General features: G+C 71.2%; 15 protein-coding genes and 1 pseudogene. 6 read left to right on the top strand and 10 right to left on the bottom strand.

Annotation, left to right across the window (positions count from 1 at the left end):
- Positions 1-109: 109 nt before the first annotated feature.
- Both FHR82_RS13995 and FHR82_RS13990 read right to left on the bottom strand, forming a co-directional pair.
- Complete coding sequence (locus FHR82_RS13995) at positions 110-1,288, bottom strand: RNA polymerase sigma factor (protein WP_311771063.1); 1,179 nt, start codon at positions 1,286-1,288, stop codon at positions 110-112.
- Between the two features lie 107 nt (positions 1,289-1,395).
- On the bottom strand, positions 1,396-1,725 hold the full coding sequence (locus FHR82_RS13990) for a YciI family protein (RefSeq protein WP_184810820.1): 330 nt from the start codon (positions 1,723-1,725) through the stop codon (positions 1,396-1,398).
- 62 nt (positions 1,726-1,787) lie between these two features.
- Between FHR82_RS13990 and FHR82_RS13985 the strand changes: the two genes are divergently transcribed.
- Positions 1,788-2,369, top strand: coding sequence for a peroxidase-related enzyme (locus FHR82_RS13985; RefSeq protein ID WP_184810819.1), 582 nt, complete (start codon positions 1,788-1,790; stop codon positions 2,367-2,369).
- Here the strand turns inward: FHR82_RS13985 and FHR82_RS13980 are convergent.
- The 4 genes from FHR82_RS13980 to FHR82_RS13965 are packed head-to-tail and all read right to left on the bottom strand — an operon-like array spanning position 2,359 to position 9,095.
- Entirely contained in the window at positions 2,359-3,291 is a 933-nt protein-coding gene (locus FHR82_RS13980) for a bifunctional helix-turn-helix transcriptional regulator/GNAT family N-acetyltransferase (protein WP_184810818.1), read from the bottom strand. The genes FHR82_RS13985 and FHR82_RS13980 overlap by 11 nt on opposite strands.
- A gap of 34 nt (positions 3,292-3,325) precedes the next feature.
- Entirely contained in the window at positions 3,326-4,195 is an 870-nt protein-coding gene (locus tag FHR82_RS13975; protein ID WP_184810817.1) for an ROK family protein, read from the bottom strand.
- 2 nt (positions 4,196-4,197) lie between these two features.
- Positions 4,198-4,959 carry a peptidylprolyl isomerase gene (locus tag FHR82_RS13970; protein WP_221463781.1) on the bottom strand — a complete coding sequence of 254 codons (762 nt, stop codon included), beginning with the start codon at positions 4,957-4,959 and terminating at the stop codon, positions 4,198-4,200.
- Positions 4,956-9,095: a glycoside hydrolase family 38 N-terminal domain-containing protein gene (locus tag FHR82_RS13965; RefSeq protein ID WP_184810816.1), complete on the bottom strand. Its 4,140-nt coding sequence runs from the start codon at positions 9,093-9,095 to the stop codon at positions 4,956-4,958. Before FHR82_RS13965 ends, FHR82_RS13970 begins: the two co-directional genes overlap by 4 nt.
- A 158-nt stretch (positions 9,096-9,253) precedes the next feature.
- Here FHR82_RS13965 and FHR82_RS13960 point away from each other — a divergent pair, with 158 nt between their 5' ends.
- Positions 9,254-10,450: an ATP-binding protein gene (locus tag FHR82_RS13960; protein WP_184810815.1), complete on the top strand. Its 1,197-nt coding sequence runs from the start codon at positions 9,254-9,256 to the stop codon at positions 10,448-10,450.
- Positions 10,451-10,678: 228 nt separating this feature from the next.
- A complete protein-coding gene (locus tag FHR82_RS13955; protein WP_184810814.1) occupies positions 10,679-10,825 on the top strand; it encodes a hypothetical protein in 147 nt (48 codons plus the stop codon).
- Between the two features lie 424 nt (positions 10,826-11,249).
- On the opposite strand, the gene FHR82_RS13950 is transcribed toward FHR82_RS13955, so the two are convergent.
- Positions 11,250-12,521, bottom strand: coding sequence for an acetyl-CoA C-acetyltransferase (locus FHR82_RS13950; RefSeq protein WP_184810813.1), 1,272 nt, complete (start codon positions 12,519-12,521; stop codon positions 11,250-11,252).
- 104 nt (positions 12,522-12,625) lie between these two features.
- On the opposite strand from FHR82_RS13950, the gene FHR82_RS13945 reads away from it, so the two are divergent.
- Positions 12,626-13,960, top strand: coding sequence for a 3-oxoacyl-ACP reductase (locus tag FHR82_RS13945; protein ID WP_184810812.1), 1,335 nt, complete (start codon positions 12,626-12,628; stop codon positions 13,958-13,960).
- A pseudogene (locus tag FHR82_RS13940) lies at positions 13,960-14,784 on the top strand (MaoC/PaaZ C-terminal domain-containing protein); the annotation flags it as partial. The gene FHR82_RS13945 and the pseudogene FHR82_RS13940, both read left to right, overlap by 1 nt.
- A 130-nt stretch (positions 14,785-14,914) precedes the next feature.
- On the opposite strand, the gene FHR82_RS13935 reads toward FHR82_RS13940, so the two are convergent.
- Positions 14,915-15,508 carry an NAD(P)-dependent oxidoreductase gene (locus FHR82_RS13935; RefSeq protein WP_184810811.1) on the bottom strand — a complete coding sequence of 198 codons (594 nt, stop codon included), beginning with the start codon at positions 15,506-15,508 and terminating at the stop codon, positions 14,915-14,917.
- A complete protein-coding gene (locus tag FHR82_RS13930) occupies positions 15,460-16,356 on the bottom strand; it encodes an EamA family transporter (protein ID WP_184810810.1) in 897 nt (298 codons plus the stop codon). The genes FHR82_RS13935 and FHR82_RS13930 overlap by 49 nt, the downstream gene beginning before the upstream one ends.
- 64 nt (positions 16,357-16,420) lie before the next feature.
- Between FHR82_RS13930 and FHR82_RS13925 the strand changes: the two genes are divergently transcribed.
- Positions 16,421-16,906, top strand: coding sequence for a MarR family winged helix-turn-helix transcriptional regulator (locus tag FHR82_RS13925; RefSeq protein ID WP_184810809.1), 486 nt, complete (start codon positions 16,421-16,423; stop codon positions 16,904-16,906).
- Positions 16,907-16,942: 36 nt separating this feature from the next.
- Here FHR82_RS13925 and FHR82_RS13920 read toward each other — a convergent pair whose 3' ends face one another.
- A complete protein-coding gene (locus tag FHR82_RS13920; RefSeq protein ID WP_184810808.1) occupies positions 16,943-17,599 on the bottom strand; it encodes a TetR/AcrR family transcriptional regulator in 657 nt (218 codons plus the stop codon).
- Positions 17,600-17,667: the final 68 nt, after the last annotated feature.

The following is a 17,667-nucleotide window of genomic DNA, read 5'->3' as shown; positions in this document are numbered from 1 at the left end:
GCGACGACGCCGACGTCACGCGTCAGACACGTCGACTTCATCCTGTGGACACCCAGTTTGTCCACAGATGTGGATGTCACCGGCAGTCACTTGGGTCCCGCCGAACGTGTTACCGGCACCGCTCGAGTTGCCGGAGGAGAAACCTTCGAGTGGGTGCCGAGCACTCTCTGCTCAGGGCCTCGGAGTACAGCTCGGCGGCGATGTCGGGCTCCCCGGCCCGCAACCAGAGCGCCCCTAGCGCCGCGGGCAGGCGGTGGTAGTCCCGCAGGACGGGGTCCTGTCGAAGCCGCCGCAGCTCGTCGGGGTCGGCACCACCCGCCATGGCCGCGGCGACCGCCCGGTTGAGCGCGACGACCGGCGACGGTTTCACCGCGAGCAGCTCGTCGTAGAGCCGGACCACCAGGCCCCAGTCGGTCTCGGGCACGACGTGGCAGAGCGCGATGGCGGCCTCGGTGTGGAAGGGCGAGTGCTCGTCCCCGGCACAGGCCGAGGAGAACACCCGGACCCCCTCGGCCACCATCCGCCGATCCCACCGCGCGCGATCCTGGTCGGCGAGGAGCAGCAGGTCCCCGTTGTCGTCCACGCGGGCCCCGAGCCGGCCACCGTGCAGGAGCATCAGCCCGAGCAGGGCCCGCACCCGCGGCCGGTCGGTCCGCGGATCGGCGACGAGCAGCCCGCACAGCCGGATCGCCTCGGCACACAGCTCCCCACGCACGACCCGGTCCCCGGAAGGCGCGTCGTACCCGGCGTTGAACAGCAGGTAGAGCACGGCGAGCACCGCGTCGAGATCACCCAGGTCCGAGAACGACTCGCCCCGCAACACCCGCTTGGCCCGCACGATCCGCTGGGCCACCGCGGCCGGCGTGGTCAGCAAGGCGGCCGCGATCTCACCGACCCCGAGCCCACCGACGGTCTTCAACGTCAGGGCGACCTGCGAAGCGACCGCGAGTCTCGGGTGGCAGCAGAGGAAGACGAGCGCAAGCTCGTCGTCGCCGTCCGGCAGCTCGGCCACGTCATCGGAGGCGAGCACCGGCAACCTGGCCCGCACGACCTCGTCGTGCCGGACCGCGGCGAGCACGTGGTTGCGCGCGACGGTGAACAACCACCCGGCGGGGTTCTCGGGCACGCCGGTGAAGGGCCACCGGTTCAGCGCCCGCAGCAACGCCTCCTGCACGGCGTCCTCGACGACGTCGAGGTGGGCGGGCCCGAGCACCCGCACCAACGTGGCGGTGATCCGCCCGGCACTACGCCGGAACAACCGCTCCACCACCACCCGCGAGTTGTCCACAACCCGGCTCCTCACCAACCCGAAACCGTCGTACCCCACCTGTAGCGTGGAAACCGGGGGCCGGAGGCCAACCGGCCCCACAGCCCCCGCAGCACCACAGCCCTGGATCAGTCCTCGCAGCCCTTTTCGCCGATCTTGCGCACCTCGATCGTGCCGAACTCCAGGTGCGGGTGGTCGCCGAAGATCTTGGTCGCCTCGTCCAGCGACGTCGCCTCGATCGTGATGAACCCGCCCACCACCTCGGCGCCCTCGGCGAACGGCCCGTCCGACACCGACAACCCGTCCACCACCCGCCCCTGCCGCGACAACCCGCCACCACCCGGCGACGGTGTCCGCGCGGCGTTCCAGGCGAGGTACCGCTCCAACGTCTGCTGCGCCTCCTCCGGGCTCAGGTCCCGCGCCGGACCACCGCGGAGAAACCCGACGAACTCAGTCATACCGACCTCCTGTGCATCGACCCAACACCACCTAGATGCGCGGGGCGACCCACAATCGACACATGGCCGAGAACATCAGCCGGTTCCCTGTCGTGGAACCCGACGACCTGCCCGACGACCTGCGCGAACGGGTGAACGCGATCGCCGAGAAGTCCGGCTTCGTGCCGAACGTCTTCACCGCCCTCGGGCACCGGCCGCGTGAGCTGCGTGCCTTCCTCGACTACCACGACGCGGTCATGGAGCGCGAGGACAGCAGCCTCTCCAAGGCCGAGCGGGAGCTGATCGTCGTGGCCACGTCCGGTGCCAACAGCTGCACCTACTGCGTGGTCGCGCACGGCGCCATCCTGCGCATCCGCGCCAAGGACCCCACGATCGCCGACCGCGTCGCCACCAACCCGTGGACCGTCGAGCTCGACCACCGCCTGCGCGCGATCGTCGACCTGGCGCTGGCCCTTGCGGTCGAGCCGAACACCTTCGGCGAGCAGGACCTCGACGACGCCCGTGACGCGGGCCTGACCGACGACGAGATCTGGGACGTCGGCGCGATCACCGCCCTGTTCGCCCTCTCGAACCGCATCGCTCACCTGTCCGCGCTGCGCCCGAACGACGAGTTCTACCTGATGGGCCGCATCCCTAGAGGGTGAGCCGCCACGTCTGCCCCGTCAGCTCCTGCCCGAACCGCAGCGCGGTGTCCTCCTCGGCGAGTGTGAACCCGGCCCGCTGGTAGATCCGGCGGGCCGGGGCGAGCAGCGACACCGTCCACAGCTCCATCTCGCGGTACCCCACCGTCCGCGCGAACCGGACGCACTCCTCCACCAGCACCGACCCGACCCCGGCGCCCCGCGCGCTCGGCTCGACGTGCAGCAGTCGCAGTTTCGCTGTGCCGGGCTTCTGGTCGTCCCGTACGCAGAAGATCGCGCCGACCCGTTCGCCGTTGAGTTCCGCGATCCACGCCCGCTCCAGTTCCGGGTCGTGTTTGTCCAGGTAACCGGCCACGATCCGCGCCACCAGCGCCTCGTACGAGGAGTCGAACCCGTGCTCGGCGGCGTACAGCGCGCCGTTGCGCTCGATCACCCAGCCCCAGTCGCCCGGTGCCGGGTCGCGCAGTGCCACGTCCGGCCGCGAGGTCGGCCGGTCGACCCGGTTGCGGATCATCTCCATGGCCTCGATCAGCCGGACCTGCTCCTCCTCGGTCAGGTCGGCCAGCAGTTCGCGGATCTGCCCGGCCGACTTGGTGTCGAGCACCCGGAACGCGTCCTGCCCCTTGTTGGTCAGCCGGATGACCTGCCGCCGCGCGTCGGCGCCCGACTTCCCGCGGCGCACGAACCCGTTGTCCTCGAACCGGCTGAGCAGACGGCTCAGGTACCCGGCGTCCAGGCCGGTGACCTGCCGCAGCGCGGACACCTCGGTCTCGTCGCGCTGGCCCAGCTCGAACAGGACTCTTGCCTCAGTCAAGGAAAATGGTGTGCTGAGCAGATGTTCACTCAACGCGCCGAGGAACTTCGTGTAACTGCGGTTGAACGCGCGTACTGCGGCGATCCGGTCGGGCGAGACCGTGGCGGCCATGGTGAGCCTCGTTTCCCGTGAAACAATTCGTTGACTAAGTCAAAGAATAGGCCAGGGCGGCCGCACCGTACAGACCCGCCGACGGACCGAGCTTCGCCGGTTCGACCCGCAGGCCACGCAGGTACGACAGCCGGGCGTACGTCGCGAGCGTCGCCCGCACCGGCTCGAACAGCAGGTCGCCGACCTGCGCGACACCACCGCCGATCACCACGAGGTCCAGGTCGCACACCGCGGCCGTGGCCGTGATCGCCATCCCGACGGCCTGCCCACCCCGCCGGAACGCCTCCGCCGCCACCGGGTCACCGGCGTGCGCGGACGCCGCGAGCGCCATGCCGTCCGTGCCCGCCCACCCCTGCGCACGCGCCCACCGCACCAGGTGCGTCCCGCTCGCCACGGTCTCCACGCACCCGCGCCCACCACACGTGCACGGCACCCCGTCCGGCTCGACGACCACGTGCCCGACGTGCCCCGCGTTGCCGCTGCGCCCGCCGAACGGCCGCCCGTTCAGCACGAGCCCGCCGCCGACCCCGGTCGACACGACCATCCCGAGCATCGCCGACGAGCCCTGCCCGGCACCGGCCCAGTGCTCGCCGAGCGCCATGCACAACCCGTCACCCGCCAGCGACACGGGCGCACCGGTCAGCGCTCGCACACGCGCCACCAGCGGAAAGTCCCGCCACGACGGGATGTTGATGGGCGCGACCGTGCCGGCGACGGTGTCCACCGGCCCGGCACACGCGATGCCGACCCCGTCGACCCGCCCCGGCGCCAGCTCGGCCACCACCGCCTCGACCGACGCGAACGGGTCGGCGCCGGTGGGTCTCGTCGCGTGCCGCAGCAGCTTGCCGCCCGGGTCGACGAGTCCTCCGGCGATCTTCGTGCCGCCGATGTCCAGTGCCAGCATCGTCAGTGCCTGTGGGTGTTGTCGGGCTGACCGGGGTCGCCGGGATGCTCGAACCCGGGCGCGAGCGCCACCTCCGCCGCCGCGTGCCGGTCGAGCCAGGCCGTGAACGCCCGCCGCCGCGCACCCGCCACCAGGTGCGCGGTGATCTCGTCCCGCACCTCGGCGAGCGGCCGCACCCGCGCGGGCCGCACCTCCTCGACCACCACCGTGTGCGTGCCGAGCGGGTCCCGCACCGGCCCGGCCGTCTCCCCGGCGGTGGCCGCGAACACCGCCGCCTCGACCGGCCCGGCCAGCTGACCGCGCCGCAGGACCCGCCGCCGCGGCGCCCCGCCGCCGACCGTGTGCGTCACGACCCGCTCCTCCGGCACCCGGAACCGCTCAGGGTTCCGCTCGTAGAACTCCGCCACCACGTCCGGCGGGACCGTCACCCGCGCGGTCACCGCCACGAACACCGCGCGCGCCAACGGACTCCGCGTCAGCAGGTCCGCCGCCACGCTGCCGAGCCCGAGCATCGCGGCCCGGTCCGGCGCGAGGTCGAACAGGCCGGGCGCGTCCGACGCGTCGAGCCCGCGCGCCGCGGCCTCGACCGCCACCAGCCGCTCGGCCACCAGCACCTGCACGAGCCAGCGCCGCAGCTGCCGCCCTTCCCGCGTCTGTTCCCTCGGCAGCGTCGGCCCGACCGGCCCCGATCGCAGCCCTGCCTCCAGCAGGTCTACTTCGGACACGTCGACGGGGTCACCTGCGACCCACGCCACGGCCGTCACGCGGTCACCTCCAGCGGCACCGTCGGCGAGTACAGCAACCGGCCCGCGCCCGCCACGCGGACCAGCGCCCACCACCGGCCCGGTGCGGCCCACGGCGGCACGACCACGTCGAACCCCAGCTCCACCTCGCCCTTCGCGGGCAGTTCGGCGCCGACGAGCCGCGGTCCGGTGAACTCCCAGGTCCCCCACGGGCTCACGAGCGCGGCCTCCAGCGTCACCGGCGCGTTCGCCGTCGACGCCACCCGCACGGCGAGCCGCCCGCGCGCCCCGCGCGCCAGCCGCACCGGCTCCGGCTCGGCCGACAGGCGGATCAGCTTGTCCTGCTCGATCGAGGCGCCGACGGTCACCACGGCGACGTCCTCCACCACCTGCCGCCAGCTCACGGGCAACGCGTCCCCGGTCGGTTCGACGCGCACCCGCACCGGGTAGCGGCCCGGCTCGGCGCCCTCGGGCGCGGTCACGGTGACCTCGCTGGTCAGGTGCCCGCCCGGCGGCAACCCGAAGGGCAGCTCGGCGGGCTCGGCGGTCCACCCGCCGGGCAGCCCGAGCCGCACGTAGCCGTGCAGGTCGACGTCGGTGGCGTCGGACGCGACCGTCACCGTCAGCGGTTCGCCCGCCTCGGCCCGAGTCGGGTCGACGTGCACGGCCAGCGGCAGCCCGCCCAGCGGCGCCGGACCGCGGTTGTGCAGCCAGTACTTGGCGTACAGCGGTTGCACGGGCTCCGCCTCCGGCCCGAGCACCGCTCCGTCCACAGTGGACCACCCGGCGGACGGCCTGGCGAGCACGGTGACCGCGTCGCACCCGGCCACCTCGATCGGGCCGGACACCGGTGCGCCGGGTTCTTCGAGCAGGTTCGCCGCGGTGAGGTCCGACAGCACGACCACGTCCGACTCGAGCGTCGCCGCCGCGGGCGCACCGGTGGGCGCGACGACCCGCACCGCGAGACACTCCCGTGGATCGGCCTGCGCGGCGGAACCGCGGGTCAGCGGGTTGCCCGCCGCCTTCACCGCGGCCAGCCGCACCCGGTCGGCAGGGTCGGCCCGCAGCAGCGATCCCCGCGCCGGAAGGCCACGTGTGCCGCCGTCCACCGTGATCACCGCGTGCAGCGGGCGGCTGAACTCCGCGCTGTTCTCGGCGATCCCCGCCCCGCGCCAGTCCCCGTCGCCGGCCGCGACCGCGTACCGGAACTCGTGGGTCCAGTGCTGCAGCTGGAAGTTCGACCCGTCCGGCACCGTGCGTCGCGGCGGGTCGATCCACACCCCCGACGGCCAGCCGGTGCACGACCGCAGCAGCGACGCGTGCAGCGTGCCCGCCGAGTCGACGGCGAACCCCGGCAGGCCGCGGTTGAGCAGCGCGACCGACCGGCCCGCGTACTCGTCCTGGCCCGGCGACCCGGCACCGACCTCGATCACGTGGTCCGCCAGATCGTCCACAATGGACTGGATGTGCGCGGTCGGCACCACCAGCACACCGAGCGTCCGCGCGTCCCGCAGGTCCGCGCTCGGCCGCCACACCTCGGGAAGCGGCTTCTCCGGCGGCACCCAGTACACCCCGTCGCCGCTCACACCGGACCGTTCCACCACTTCCGCGGTGAACGCGTTGACCTCCGGCCCACCCAGCGTGATCCGCACGTCCGGCAGGTTCGAGTCGACGCCGAGGTCGCCGTACCGCGCACCGGCCGCGCTGCTGACGGTCGACGTGACCCCCGACCGCGCGAGCGCGACGGCCAGTTCGCGGGCCAGCGGAGCCGCCTCCGCCTCGGTCGGCACGATGATCTCGGCGACGCCGATCGGCCGCAGCGCACCGTCCGCCAGCCGCAGCGACGCGGCGGCGGACAGGCCGAACCACGTGTGCGCCGGGTTGTCGAGGGTCCACGGGTGCCGCGCCGAGTCGACGTCGATGAGCCCGAAACCCCGTCCCACCACGGCGTTCCCCACCTCGCTGACCGGCAGGGCCCCCGGCACCGCGCACGGCCAGCGCACGCGCAGGAGCTGGTCCTGGCCGCTGAACTCGTCGACGGTCGTGGTGCAGTCGACCCGGTCAACGCCGTGCCACAGCGCGATCGTCTGCGTGTAGCGGACGGTCCCGACCTGGCCCTCCACGATGATCCGCTCGCCAACGGGACTGCGCTCGACGGTCACCTCTGCCTGGTGCTCCGAGGAAGTCCTGACCGGGCCCTTCGGCAGCAGGTGCCACGGCCCCTCCCCGAACGTCGGATGGTCGTGGTACTCCTCGTACAGCGCCAGTTCGTTGCCGACCGCGCCGGACGTGAGCAGCTCGTGCGCACTGTGCAGCTCGACAAGACTGCGCACGCAGCCACCCTGATCGGCGTCGACGGTCACCCGGAACCGGTCACTGGCCGCCGTTTCTCCGTCGACCGCGGTCCAGCCCTGGTCGTCCCGCGCGGACTCGGCGAGCCGGAACACCTTCCACCCCAACGGGGGCACACCCTCGGCGAGGAACGTGACCGTGCCGTTCTCCACCAGCACGGGCAGTTCGGCGCCGGCGTCGTCGGTGACGGTCGCACCGGTCACGGGCTCGATGAGCCTCACCGTGACCGTGTCCGTGCGCTCGTGGTTGAGCGGATTCCAGACCACCACGGGCTTTCCGGTGCCGTCCGGCAACGAGACCAGTCCCGACAGGACCGTCAGCGCGCTGTCGCGGACACCGGTCGCGAGGTCGTGCGCGTCGCGCCAGCTCGTGAGCAGGTCCAGGTACACCTGGTCGGACTCGGAACCGGTGATGGCGTCGTGGTGCGCGCCGTACGCGAGCTGCACCCACGCCTTCGCGAGAGCCGCGTCCGGGTAGTCCGAGCCGGCGAGGATCGTGGCGAACGCGGCGAACGGCTCCGCCTCCAGCAGAGCGGCCTCGGCGGCGCGCTGCGCCTGCTTCGTGTCGATGTAGGAGACGTCCTTGCCCGTGTAGATCGGGTTCATGTCCCGGGTCTGCGGCGTCGGCTCCTCGTCCCGCGCGGCCAGCTCCGCGCGGACGGCGGCGAAGAAGTCCCTCGGCAGCGAGCACACGAACCGCGGCCACACGTACCGGTTCGCCCAGTCCTTGTGCAGGTCGGTGATCCACTTGTTCGGTGGCGTGTAGTCCCCGCCGACCGGCAGCAGCACGTGCTTCGCGGTCGTCACCTTCTTCAGTTCCAGGAACTCCTGGTAGGCGGCCTCGCCTGCGACCTCGAGCGTCGGCGCGGAGTCCAGGGACCAGCCGGAGCCGTAGTGGTCGGTCATGTAGGCGGTCAGCAACCCCTTGCCCGACGGCGAGATCCACTCGAACTCGCTCGGGAACTGCATGCGCGTCGGGTCGCCCTTGCCCGACGGCGTCTTCTCCATCGGGCCCCACTGGTGGAACGGCCCGCGCGCCCACGAGCTCGTGGTGAGCCCGGCGTCGGCGGCGAACCCGGGGAACGCCGGGTCGTGCCCGAACGCGTCGAGCTGCCACGCGGTGTCGGGGCGGCCGCCGAACACGTCCCGCTGGAAACCCATGCCGTGCACGAAGTTCCGGATGGTCGTCTCGGGGTCGGTCAGGTTGGTGTTCGGCTCGTTGTACGCACCGCCCATGACCTCGACCCGGCCCTCGGCGAGCAGCCGCCGCAGCACCTCGCGGTCCTGGGGGTAGGTGTCCCAGTACGGCTTGAGGTAGTCGACCTCGGCGAGCACGAACCGGTAGTCCGGCTCGGCGAGCGCCAGGTCCAGGTGTGCCCTGACCAGGTCGAACCCGGCGAGCTGTCGCGCGCCACGGTGTGAGCCGGGGAAGTCCAGCTCGTCCCACGCGGTCGTGTACGCGGCCTGCGTGTTCCACCAGACGGGGTCGTAGTGGAAGTGGGAGACCATGTGCATGGTCCAGCCCGGTTCGGCGACGACCAGTTCGAACGCGGTCTCGCCGAGACCGTCGATGACGACGCGTGCGGGCAGCCGCGTCCCCGGCGCGGCGCCGCGGGTGTCGACCGCGACCTCCACCCCGACGTGCCCGGCGGCGGAGACCTCGACAGGCGACGGCGTGGCGACTCTCTCGCCCTCGACGTGCACCCGAGCGGCCCCGACCGCCTCCCACGACACCCGGACAACCTGAAGCGGAGCCTCGACCGACCCGACGAACAGTTCGGTCGACTCCACGGAGACAACACCCATGGTTCGCACTGTGGTGGGTAGATCAAGAGGGCACAACCCGGTGTGAGGATCCTGTCCGGCTCTGTCCTCGGGTCGTTCAGCGTGTGTCCCACGACACGCCGTAGCGCTTTCTGCCTCAATATCGGGAACTTGCTAGAAAGCCGGATACCGTCTGATGCGTGGACCCGGTGCGCAACCCGTTCGCTCCTGGAGCCGGACAGCGACCCCCGGAACTGGCGGGCCGCGAGAAGGAAGTCGCGGCGTTCGACGTCGTGCTGGAACGGGTCGCGCGCGGCCGACCGGAACGCAGCCTGGTGCTCACCGGCCTGCGCGGCGTCGGCAAGACCGTGTTGCTGGGCGAACTCCGCTCGATGGCCATCCGCCGCGGCTGGGGTGCCGGCAAGATCGAGGCCCGTCCGGACGCCGGTCTCCGCCGTCCCCTGTCGGCCGCGCTGCACCGGGCCGTCCGCGACCTGGCCGTGCGGCATCGTGCGCCGGACCGCGTCGAGCAGGTGCTGGGTGTGCTGAAGGCGTTCGCCCTGCGCGCGAGCCCCAGCGACTCGAAGCTCCGCGACCGGTGGCAGCCGGGCATCGACGTGCCGCCCACACAGGGTCGTGCCGACTCCGGTGACATCGAGATCGACCTCGTTGAGCTGTTCACGGATGTCGCGGAGCTGGCGCAGGACGTCGGCACGGGGGTCGCGCTGCTGATCGACGAGATGCAGGACGTCATGGCCGACGACATCTCCGCGTTGTGCGCGGCCTGCCACGAGCTGTCGCAGTCCGGCGCCCCGTTCGTGGTGGTGGGAGCGGGTCTGCCGCACCTGCCCGCGGTGCTGTCGGCGTCGAAGTCGTACTCGGAACGCCTCTTCCGCTACGTGCGGATCGACCGCCTGGACCGCGCGGATGCCGACCAGGCGGTGGTGGCCCCGGTGTCCCGCGAGGACGCGACCATCACCGACGAGGCCCTGGACGCGTTGTTCGACGCGGCGGGCGGCTACCCGTACTTCATTCAGGCGTACGGCAAAGCGGCCTGGGACGCGGCGCCGAGCGACCCGATCACGGCGGAAGACGTCGGTGTCGCGGCCCCGGAAGCGGAAGCCGAACTGGCGGTGGGCTTCTTCGGCTCCCGCTACGAACGCGCGACCCCGGCCGAACGCGAGTACCTCCGCGCGATGGCGGAGCTGACGAAGGGCAAGACCGACGAGGGCGCCGCGACCGCGGACATCGCCGGTCAGCTGGGCAGGAAGCCGTCGTCACTGTCGCCGGCGCGGGACAGCCTCATCAAGAAGGGCCTGATCTTCTCCGCGGAGCGCGGACGGATCGCGTTCACGGTGCCGCACTTCGGCCGGTACCTGCTGAACATGGACGACTGACTCAAGCAGTATCCAGCTCTCTAGCTCTGTTCCTATAGAGCGGTATAAGCCTGCATGCGCCACGATCGTAGGATCGTCCCACGTCCTGCGCAGATGACCAGCTACCGATGATTCACCGGAGTGTGCCCCGCTTCACCGAATAAACGGGTGACTTGATGTGTTGGAAGAGGCATAATGGTCAGTGGCTGGAGAAACCAGCAGAGCACGAAGAGGGAGTGCAGAACCAAGATGAACATCGCCGCCAAGCTCCGCGCCCGCCGCGTCGAGTCCCGCAACCGCCGGGCGGTGAACCACGCGATCGCCACCGCCGCCACCCCGGCCATGCGTGACGAGATCCTGATCATGGCCCAGCGTCAGGCCACCATGATCCGCTAACCAAAAACTTTTCTCGAAGCCGTGTAACACCCGTGGCTCGCCCCACGATGTTCCGGTTGACCCCGTAGTGCTGGCGGACCCCCGACCTGGCAGCACTACGGGGTTTCCATATGGGTGCTCGGTGCTTGCGCACCTTCGCGCCCGCCCCTTCGTCATCATGCTGGGGGGGCCGAGCCCCCCAAACCCCCCACGGTGCCGTTGCTTCTGACCCAGCGTTCGCGCGTTCGGGGGGTTCCTGCTCGGTGCTTGCGCACCTTCGTTGTCATGGTGGGGGGCCGAGCCCTCATACCCCCCATGGTGCGGGTGCTTCTGACCCAGCGTTCGCGCGTTCGTCCGGTTGTGGGGTTCCCGCTTCGCTGCGCTCAGGGGGCTGGCGTTCCGTCCAAGTCGGTGGGGTTCGACGGAGACTTTCCTGGTGGCTGGGCTACGCCGCTTCCAGGATTGCTGTTGTGCCTTGGCCTCCTGCTGCGCAGATGGAGATCAGGCCTCGGCCTTTGCCGTTTTCCTGGAGGAGTTTGGCCAGCGTTGCCACTATGCGGCCGCCTGTCGCGGCGAACGGGTGGCCTGCTGCCAGGGACGAGCCGTTCACGTTCAGCTTTGACCGGTCGATGGCGCCTGGGGGGTTGTCCAGGCTCAGGCGGGTTTTCGCGAAGTCCGGGTCTTCCCACGCGGCCAGTGTCGCCAGGACCTGTGAGGCGAACGCTTCGTGGATCTCGTAGAAGTCGAAGTCCTGCAACGAGAGACCCGCGCGGGCCAGCATCCTCGGTACCGCGTACGCCGGGGCCATCAGCAGGCCCTCGTGACCGTGTACGTAGTCGACCGCCGCGGTTTCCGAGTGGGTCAGGTACGCCAGGACTGGCAGGCTTCGCTCCCTCGCCCACTCCTCTGACGCCAGCAACACCGTCGACGCGCCGTCGGTCAGCGGGGTCGAGTTGCCCGCGGTCATCGTGCCCTCGGGGCCGCCGAAGGCCGGCTTCAGTGTCGCCAGCTTGTCCGCTGTCGAGTCCGGGCGGAGGTTCGCGTCCCGGGTCAGGCCCTGGAACGGGGTCAGCAGGTCGCCGAAGAAACCGCGTTCGTACGCCGCCGCCAGCTTCTGGTGGGACGCCGCCGCCAGTTCGTCCTGTGCCTCGCGCGTGATGCCCCACTCCTTCGCCGTGATGGCGGCGTGTTCGCCCATCGACAGGCCCGTGCGGGGTTCCGCGTTTCTCGGGATGTCCGGGACTATCTGCGTCGGACGGATCCTCGCCAGCGCCTTCAGGCGGGCGCCCACCGACCTTGCCCGGTTCAGTTCCAGGAAGACCTGGCGCAGGTCCTCGTTCACGCCGAGGGGCGCGTCGCTCGTCGTGTCCACGCCGCCTGCCACGCCGGACTCGATCTGGCCCAGTGCGATCTTGTTCGCCACCTGGATGACCGCCTGCAGTCCGGTGCCACACGCCTGCTGCACGTCGTTCGCCGGGGTCTCCGGGGACAACCTCGAGCCCAGCACGCTTTCGCGGGCCAGGTTGAAGTCACGGCTGTGCTTCAGCACCGCACCCGCCGCCACCTCGCCCAGTCGCTCGTCCTGCAGACCGAAACGGCTCACCAGGCCATCGAGCGCCGCGGTGAACATGTCCTGGTTCGACGCCGTCGCGTAGTGCTTGTTCGACCGGGCGAACGGGATCCGGTTGCCACCGACGATCGCCACCTTGCGCGTCATGTCTTGTCACACCCCTGCGAACTTGTCCCGGCTGGCACTCCTAACCTACTCGCGAGTAGGCTTGACGTCGAGTGAGGCCCCGAACACGTCAGAAGCGGAGCATCATGTCCGACCGCTACCAGCAGTTTGCCCGGTCCGGCCTCGGTCGGCAGCTCGTCCGCCGCCTCGGACTGCCCGATCCGACGCCGCTGCGGCGCCACGAGCCCGGCGCGCCGGCGCTCGACGGGCCCGCGCTCGTCGGCGGCAAAGGCAGGCTCGCCGACACCGTCCACGCGGTGCTCACGGCCATCGGTGCCGAGGAGGTCGCCCGCGACGACGACACAGCCGACCGCTACGCCGCGCTGGTCTTCGACGCCACCGACATCGACGACCCAGCCAGGCTGCGCGAGCTGTACGACTTCTTCCACCCGCTCATGCGCAGGATCGGCACCTGCGCCCGGCTCGTCGTGCTCGGCACGCCGCCGTCGGGCAGCGGCCGGGACGCCGTGGCACAGCGGGCGCTCGAAGGGTTCACCCGTTCGGTAGGCAAGGAACTGCGCAAGGGCGCCACCGTCCAGCTCGTCTACGTCGCGCCCGGGCACGAGGCCGCGGCTGAGTCGACACTGAGGTTCATCCTCTCCGCCAAGTCGGCGTTCGTCGACGCGCAGGTCATCCGTATCGGCACCCACGGCGGCGAAACCGTGGTGCCCGACGACTGGGACCGGCCGCTCGCAGGCAAGGTCGCCCTCGTCACGGGGGCGTCGCGCGGGATCGGCGCGTCCATCGCCGAGGTGCTGGCCCGCGACGGTGCGCACGTCGTCGCGCTCGACATCCCCCCGCAGGGCGCAGAGCTGTCCGACGTCGCCAACAGGATCAAGGGCGCCGCGCTCCAGCTCGACATCACCGCCGACACGGCACCCGCGCAGCTCGTCCAGTACCTGCGCGAACGGCACGGCGGCGTCGACATCGTCGTGCACAACGCGGGCATCACGCGGGACAAGCGACTCGCCAACATGTCCGACACCGCCTGGGACGCCGTCCTCGCGGTCAACCTCTCCAGCCAGCTCGCCGCCAACGACGCGCTGCTCGCCGAGGACGTCCTCAGGCCGAACGGTCGCATCATCGGCGTCTCCTCGATCGCGGGCATCGCGGGCAACAACGGGCAGACCAACTACGGCACCAGCAAGGCGGGCGTGATCGGCATGGTCGACGCGTACGCGCCGGTCCTCGCCGAGCGCGGGGCCACGATCAACGCGGTCGCGCCCGGGTTCATCGAGACCAAGATGACCGCGGCCGTCCCGCTGTTCATCCGCGAGGCGGGCCGTCGCATGAGCAGCCTGCAGCAGGGCGGGCTGCCGGTGGACGTCGCCGAGACCATCGCCTGGTACGCGAGTCCCGCGTCGGCCGCGGTCAACGGCAACGTCGTGCGGGTGTGCGGCCAGAGCCTCCTGGGGGCGTGATGGTCGAGCTGTCCTCCCCGCCCAGCCTCCGCGTCCTGTACCCGAAGGCCGTGCTCACCGGCTTCCGGCGCAAGGGCGGTGAGCTGCCGGACACCGTGTACACGCTGTCCGGCGTGCGCACCGACCCCGCGCACCTGGCCGCCTACAACCGGGTCTGCGGCTTTCGCCTCTCCGACGAGCTGCCGTCGACCTACCCGCACCTGCTCACGTTCCCGTTGCAGATCAAGCTGATGGCGGGCGACGACTTCCCGTTCCCGCTGGTCGGCTCCGTGCACGTGGCCAACAGGATCACGCAGACCCGGCCGCTGCGCGTCGGCGAGTCGTATGACTTGCGTGTGCACCTGGAGAACCTCCGCGACCACCCGCGCGGCCGCCAGTTCGACGTGGTCGGCGAGGCGCTGGTGGACGGCGAGGTCGTGTGGACCGACGTGTCCACCTACCTGCGCCGCGGCGGTGGCACGGGCCGGCCCGAGAGGTCGGAGCGGACCGAACCTCCCGCCCCGACCGCGATCTGGCGCGTACCCGACGACATCGGCCGCCGCTACGGCGACGTGTCCGGCGACCGCAACCCGATACACCTGTACAAGCTGACCGCGAAGATGTTCGGTTTCCCGCGTGCGATCGCGCACGGCATGTGGACGAAGGCCCGCTGCCTCGCGGCGTTCGAGGGCAGGCTGCCCGACGCGTACACCGTCGACGTGGCCTTCAAGCTGCCCGTGCTGCTACCGGCGAAGGTCGCCTTCACCGCGCGCGAGGACGGCGACGGCTGGACGTTCGACCTGTTCGGCGCGACTGTGCCCGGTGTTCGCTCCGCGAGCTCCGCGACTGTGCCCGATGTTCGCTCCGCGAGCTCCGCGACTGTGCCCGATGTTCGCTCCGCAAGCTCCGCGACTGTGCCCGATGTTCGCTCCGCAAGCTCCGCGAAGAACGGGAAGCCGCACCTGACGGGGACCATCAGTAGCCAACGGTGAAGCGGGTCCGGTGGTGCTTCGGCCGCTCGGCCTCGTCGAGCAGTGCCACGGCCAGGTCGGCGTTCGTGATGCGGGACGTGCCCGACTCGTCCGCGATGAGGTCGTCCGCGCCCAGCCGGTAGTGGCCCGTGCGTGGTCCCGGCTCGAGCAGCGCGGGCGGGCTCAGGTAGGCCCAGTCCACATCGGACTGCTCCTGGCACACCGCGAGCTGCTCGGCGCACGCGTTCGCGATCGGCACCAGCGCGGCCGGGAAGTCCGGCGCGTCCTGCACGAGGAACCCGCCGGGCGTGCGCAACGTGGCGGCACCGCCCACGACCAGGAGCCGCGTCCCGCTGCCCCGCAGTCCGGCGAACAACGCACGGGCGACGGCCACGAGTTCCGGTTCCCGCCCCGGCTGCGGCCGGGTCGCACTGATCACCAGGTCCTGGCCGGCGGCGAGCCGGGCGACGTGCGCGGGATCGGTCGCGTCCACGCCGGCCGAGCGGCTGGCAGGCCGGACCTCGTGGCCGCGGGCGCGTGCCTCGGCGACTACTTCGCGACCGACGGCACCAGTGGCGCCGAACACGGTGATGCGCATGGCTTCTTCTCCTTCACGAGCTGGGGAGCGAGGACGGCGGACAGCACGAGCAGCGCGCCGACCAGTTGCAGGGCCGTGAGCCCCTGGCCGAGCACCGCCCAGCCGAGGACGGTGGCGACGAGCGGGCTGAGCAGGGTCAGGAAGGTGACCTTCACCGGCGACAGGGCCCGGATGCCGAGGAACCACAACGAGTACGTGACCGCCGCGCCGATGGTCGACAGGTAGACGTAGCCGGCGATGTTCGTCCCGGTCACGGTCGACGGCAGGCCCTCGAACAGCAGCAACGGCGGCACCAGCACGAGCCCGCCCGCGGTGAGCTGCCAGCCGGTCGTGGCGAGCACCGGCGCCGTCGAACGCCACCGCTTCGCGAGGACGACCCCGAGCGCCATGACGACCGCACCACCCAACGCCGCCGTGACCCCGAGTGCGTCGAGCCGCGCGTCGGCACGCAGTACGAGCAGGCTGACACCCGCGATCCCGGCCGCACCGGCCACGACCGTGCGGGTCCGCAGCCGTTCGCCGAGCAGACCCGCGGAGAGCGCCCCCACGAGCACCGGCTGGACCGCGCCGACCGTGGCCGCCACCCCGCCGGGCAACCGGTAGGCGGCAATGAACAACAGCGCCAGGAACGCGCCGATGTTGAGCGTGCCGAGAACGAGCGCGCGCCACCACCAGTCGCCGGCCGGGAGCCTGCGGGTGAACGCGATGAGCAGGAGTCCGGCCGGGAGGGCACGGACGACCGCCGCGAGCAGTGGGCGGTCCGGAGGCAGGAATTCGCTGGTGACCAGGTATGTCGTGCCCCAGACCGCGGGCGCGATGGCGGTGACCAGAAGGCGGTTGCTTAGCACTAAGGTAAAATATCTCATCGCTAAGAGACATGGCAAGGAGTTATCTCACCGCTAAGGTGTCGGCATGGGTGACCACCTGGACTCGGTGCTCGAGCAGTGGGCGGCGGTCCGTCCGGACCTCGACGCCTCCCCGATGGGGGTGATCGGGCGGCTCTCGCGGCTCGCCCGGCTGGTCGACACGGAGCTGCAGCGGACGTTCGGCGAGCACGACCTGGACCGCTCGTCGTTCGACGTGCTGGCGACCCTGCGGCGCAACGACCGGCCGCTGACCCCCGCCGAACTGATGCGCTCGTCGATGATCACCTCCGGCGCGGTGACGCAACGCCTGGACCGGCTCGTGGCCCGTGGTCTGGTCGCGCGGACGCCGAGCCAGAAGGACGGGCGGGTCGTGCACGTGTCACTGACGGACGAAGGCCGCGCGGCGATCGACCGCGCGCTGCCCGATCACGTGGCGAACGAGCACCGGATCCTCGCCGAGCTGAACGACGAGGACCGCGCTGCCCTGGCCGACCTGCTGCGCAGGCTGCTGACCAGCCTGGAGAGGAACTAGGGCGCCAACACTTTCGAATGCGGGGAGGCGGACTGCCTAGTCCTCGCTGGGGTGCCAGGTGTTGCCCTCGACGAGCCCGCCGAAGCCGATCCACGCGAGGTTCATGAGCCGCGACGCGACCGCCCGGCTCGGCACGTCGGGGTTGTCGAGCCACCAGTCCGCGAGCGACTCCGCCGCGCCGACCAGCGCGGCGGCGAGCGACTCGGTGGCGCCGCGGTCAAGGCCTTCCTTGGTGGCGACCCGGACCAGGAGCGTGTCGACCAGGCTGATCGCCTGGCGGCGCATGTCGAGGAGTTCCTCGGAGAACGGCCCACCCTGGGAGATCGCCTGGCGGTGCAGGACCCGCCAGCTCTCCCGGTGCGCGCCGACGTACTCGAAGAACGCGCCGAGCCCGTGCCACAACTGCATGTCGGCGGGTAACTCCGTGCGCACCCCGGCGGCGACGGCTTCGAGCAGCTGCGTGGCCTCGCGGTGGATGCACGCGGCGAAGAGGTCTTCCTTCGAACCCAGGTAGGCGTAGATCATCGGTTTGGAGACGCCCGCGACCTCGGAGATCTCGTCCATCGACGCGTTGTGGTAGCCGTGGTCGGAGAACACCCGGACCGCGGCGTCGAGGATCTGCCGCTCCCGAACCTCGCGCGGCAGTCGCTTGACCCGCCGCCGCTCGTGAACGGAGCTTGCGGAGTGATCCATCAGACACTCTTCTCCACGGTCGCCGATCCTCCTGCGGTTCGATCAATCCTTGCCAGGGTACAGAGTCG

It is taken from the genome of Actinophytocola algeriensis, from assembly GCF_014203735.1.
GTDB classification, from domain to species: domain Bacteria; phylum Actinomycetota; class Actinomycetes; order Mycobacteriales; family Pseudonocardiaceae; genus Actinophytocola; species Actinophytocola algeriensis.
This window is presented reverse-complemented; position numbering and strand designations above follow the sequence as displayed.

What these genes read in the sequence shown, in the direction of transcription:
- FHR82_RS13950 (WP_184810813.1), bottom strand. Translation starts at nt 12,521, where the DNA reads ATGACGCGCAAGGTGGCGATCGTCGGTGGCAACCGGATCCCGTTCGCC.
- FHR82_RS13925 (WP_184810809.1), top strand. Translation starts at nt 16,421, where the DNA reads ATGGGTGACCACCTGGACTCGGTGCTCGAGCAGTGGGCGGCGGTCCGT.
- FHR82_RS13935 (WP_184810811.1), bottom strand. Translation starts at nt 15,508, where the DNA reads ATGCGCATCACCGTGTTCGGCGCCACTGGTGCCGTCGGTCGCGAAGTA.
- FHR82_RS13955 (WP_184810814.1), top strand. Translation starts at nt 10,679, where the DNA reads ATGAACATCGCCGCCAAGCTCCGCGCCCGCCGCGTCGAGTCCCGCAAC.
- FHR82_RS13945 (WP_184810812.1), top strand. Translation starts at nt 12,626, where the DNA reads ATGTCCGACCGCTACCAGCAGTTTGCCCGGTCCGGCCTCGGTCGGCAG.
- FHR82_RS13975 (WP_184810817.1), bottom strand. Translation starts at nt 4,195, where the DNA reads ATGCTGGCACTGGACATCGGCGGCACGAAGATCGCCGGAGGACTCGTC.
- FHR82_RS13985 (WP_184810819.1), top strand. Translation starts at nt 1,788, where the DNA reads ATGGCCGAGAACATCAGCCGGTTCCCTGTCGTGGAACCCGACGACCTG.
- FHR82_RS13920 (WP_184810808.1), bottom strand. Translation starts at nt 17,599, where the DNA reads ATGGATCACTCCGCAAGCTCCGTTCACGAGCGGCGGCGGGTCAAGCGA.
- FHR82_RS13965 (WP_184810816.1), bottom strand. Translation starts at nt 9,095, where the DNA reads ATGGGTGTTGTCTCCGTGGAGTCGACCGAACTGTTCGTCGGGTCGGTC.
- FHR82_RS13980 (WP_184810818.1), bottom strand. Translation starts at nt 3,291, where the DNA reads ATGGCCGCCACGGTCTCGCCCGACCGGATCGCCGCAGTACGCGCGTTC.
- FHR82_RS13990 (WP_184810820.1), bottom strand. Translation starts at nt 1,725, where the DNA reads ATGACTGAGTTCGTCGGGTTTCTCCGCGGTGGTCCGGCGCGGGACCTG.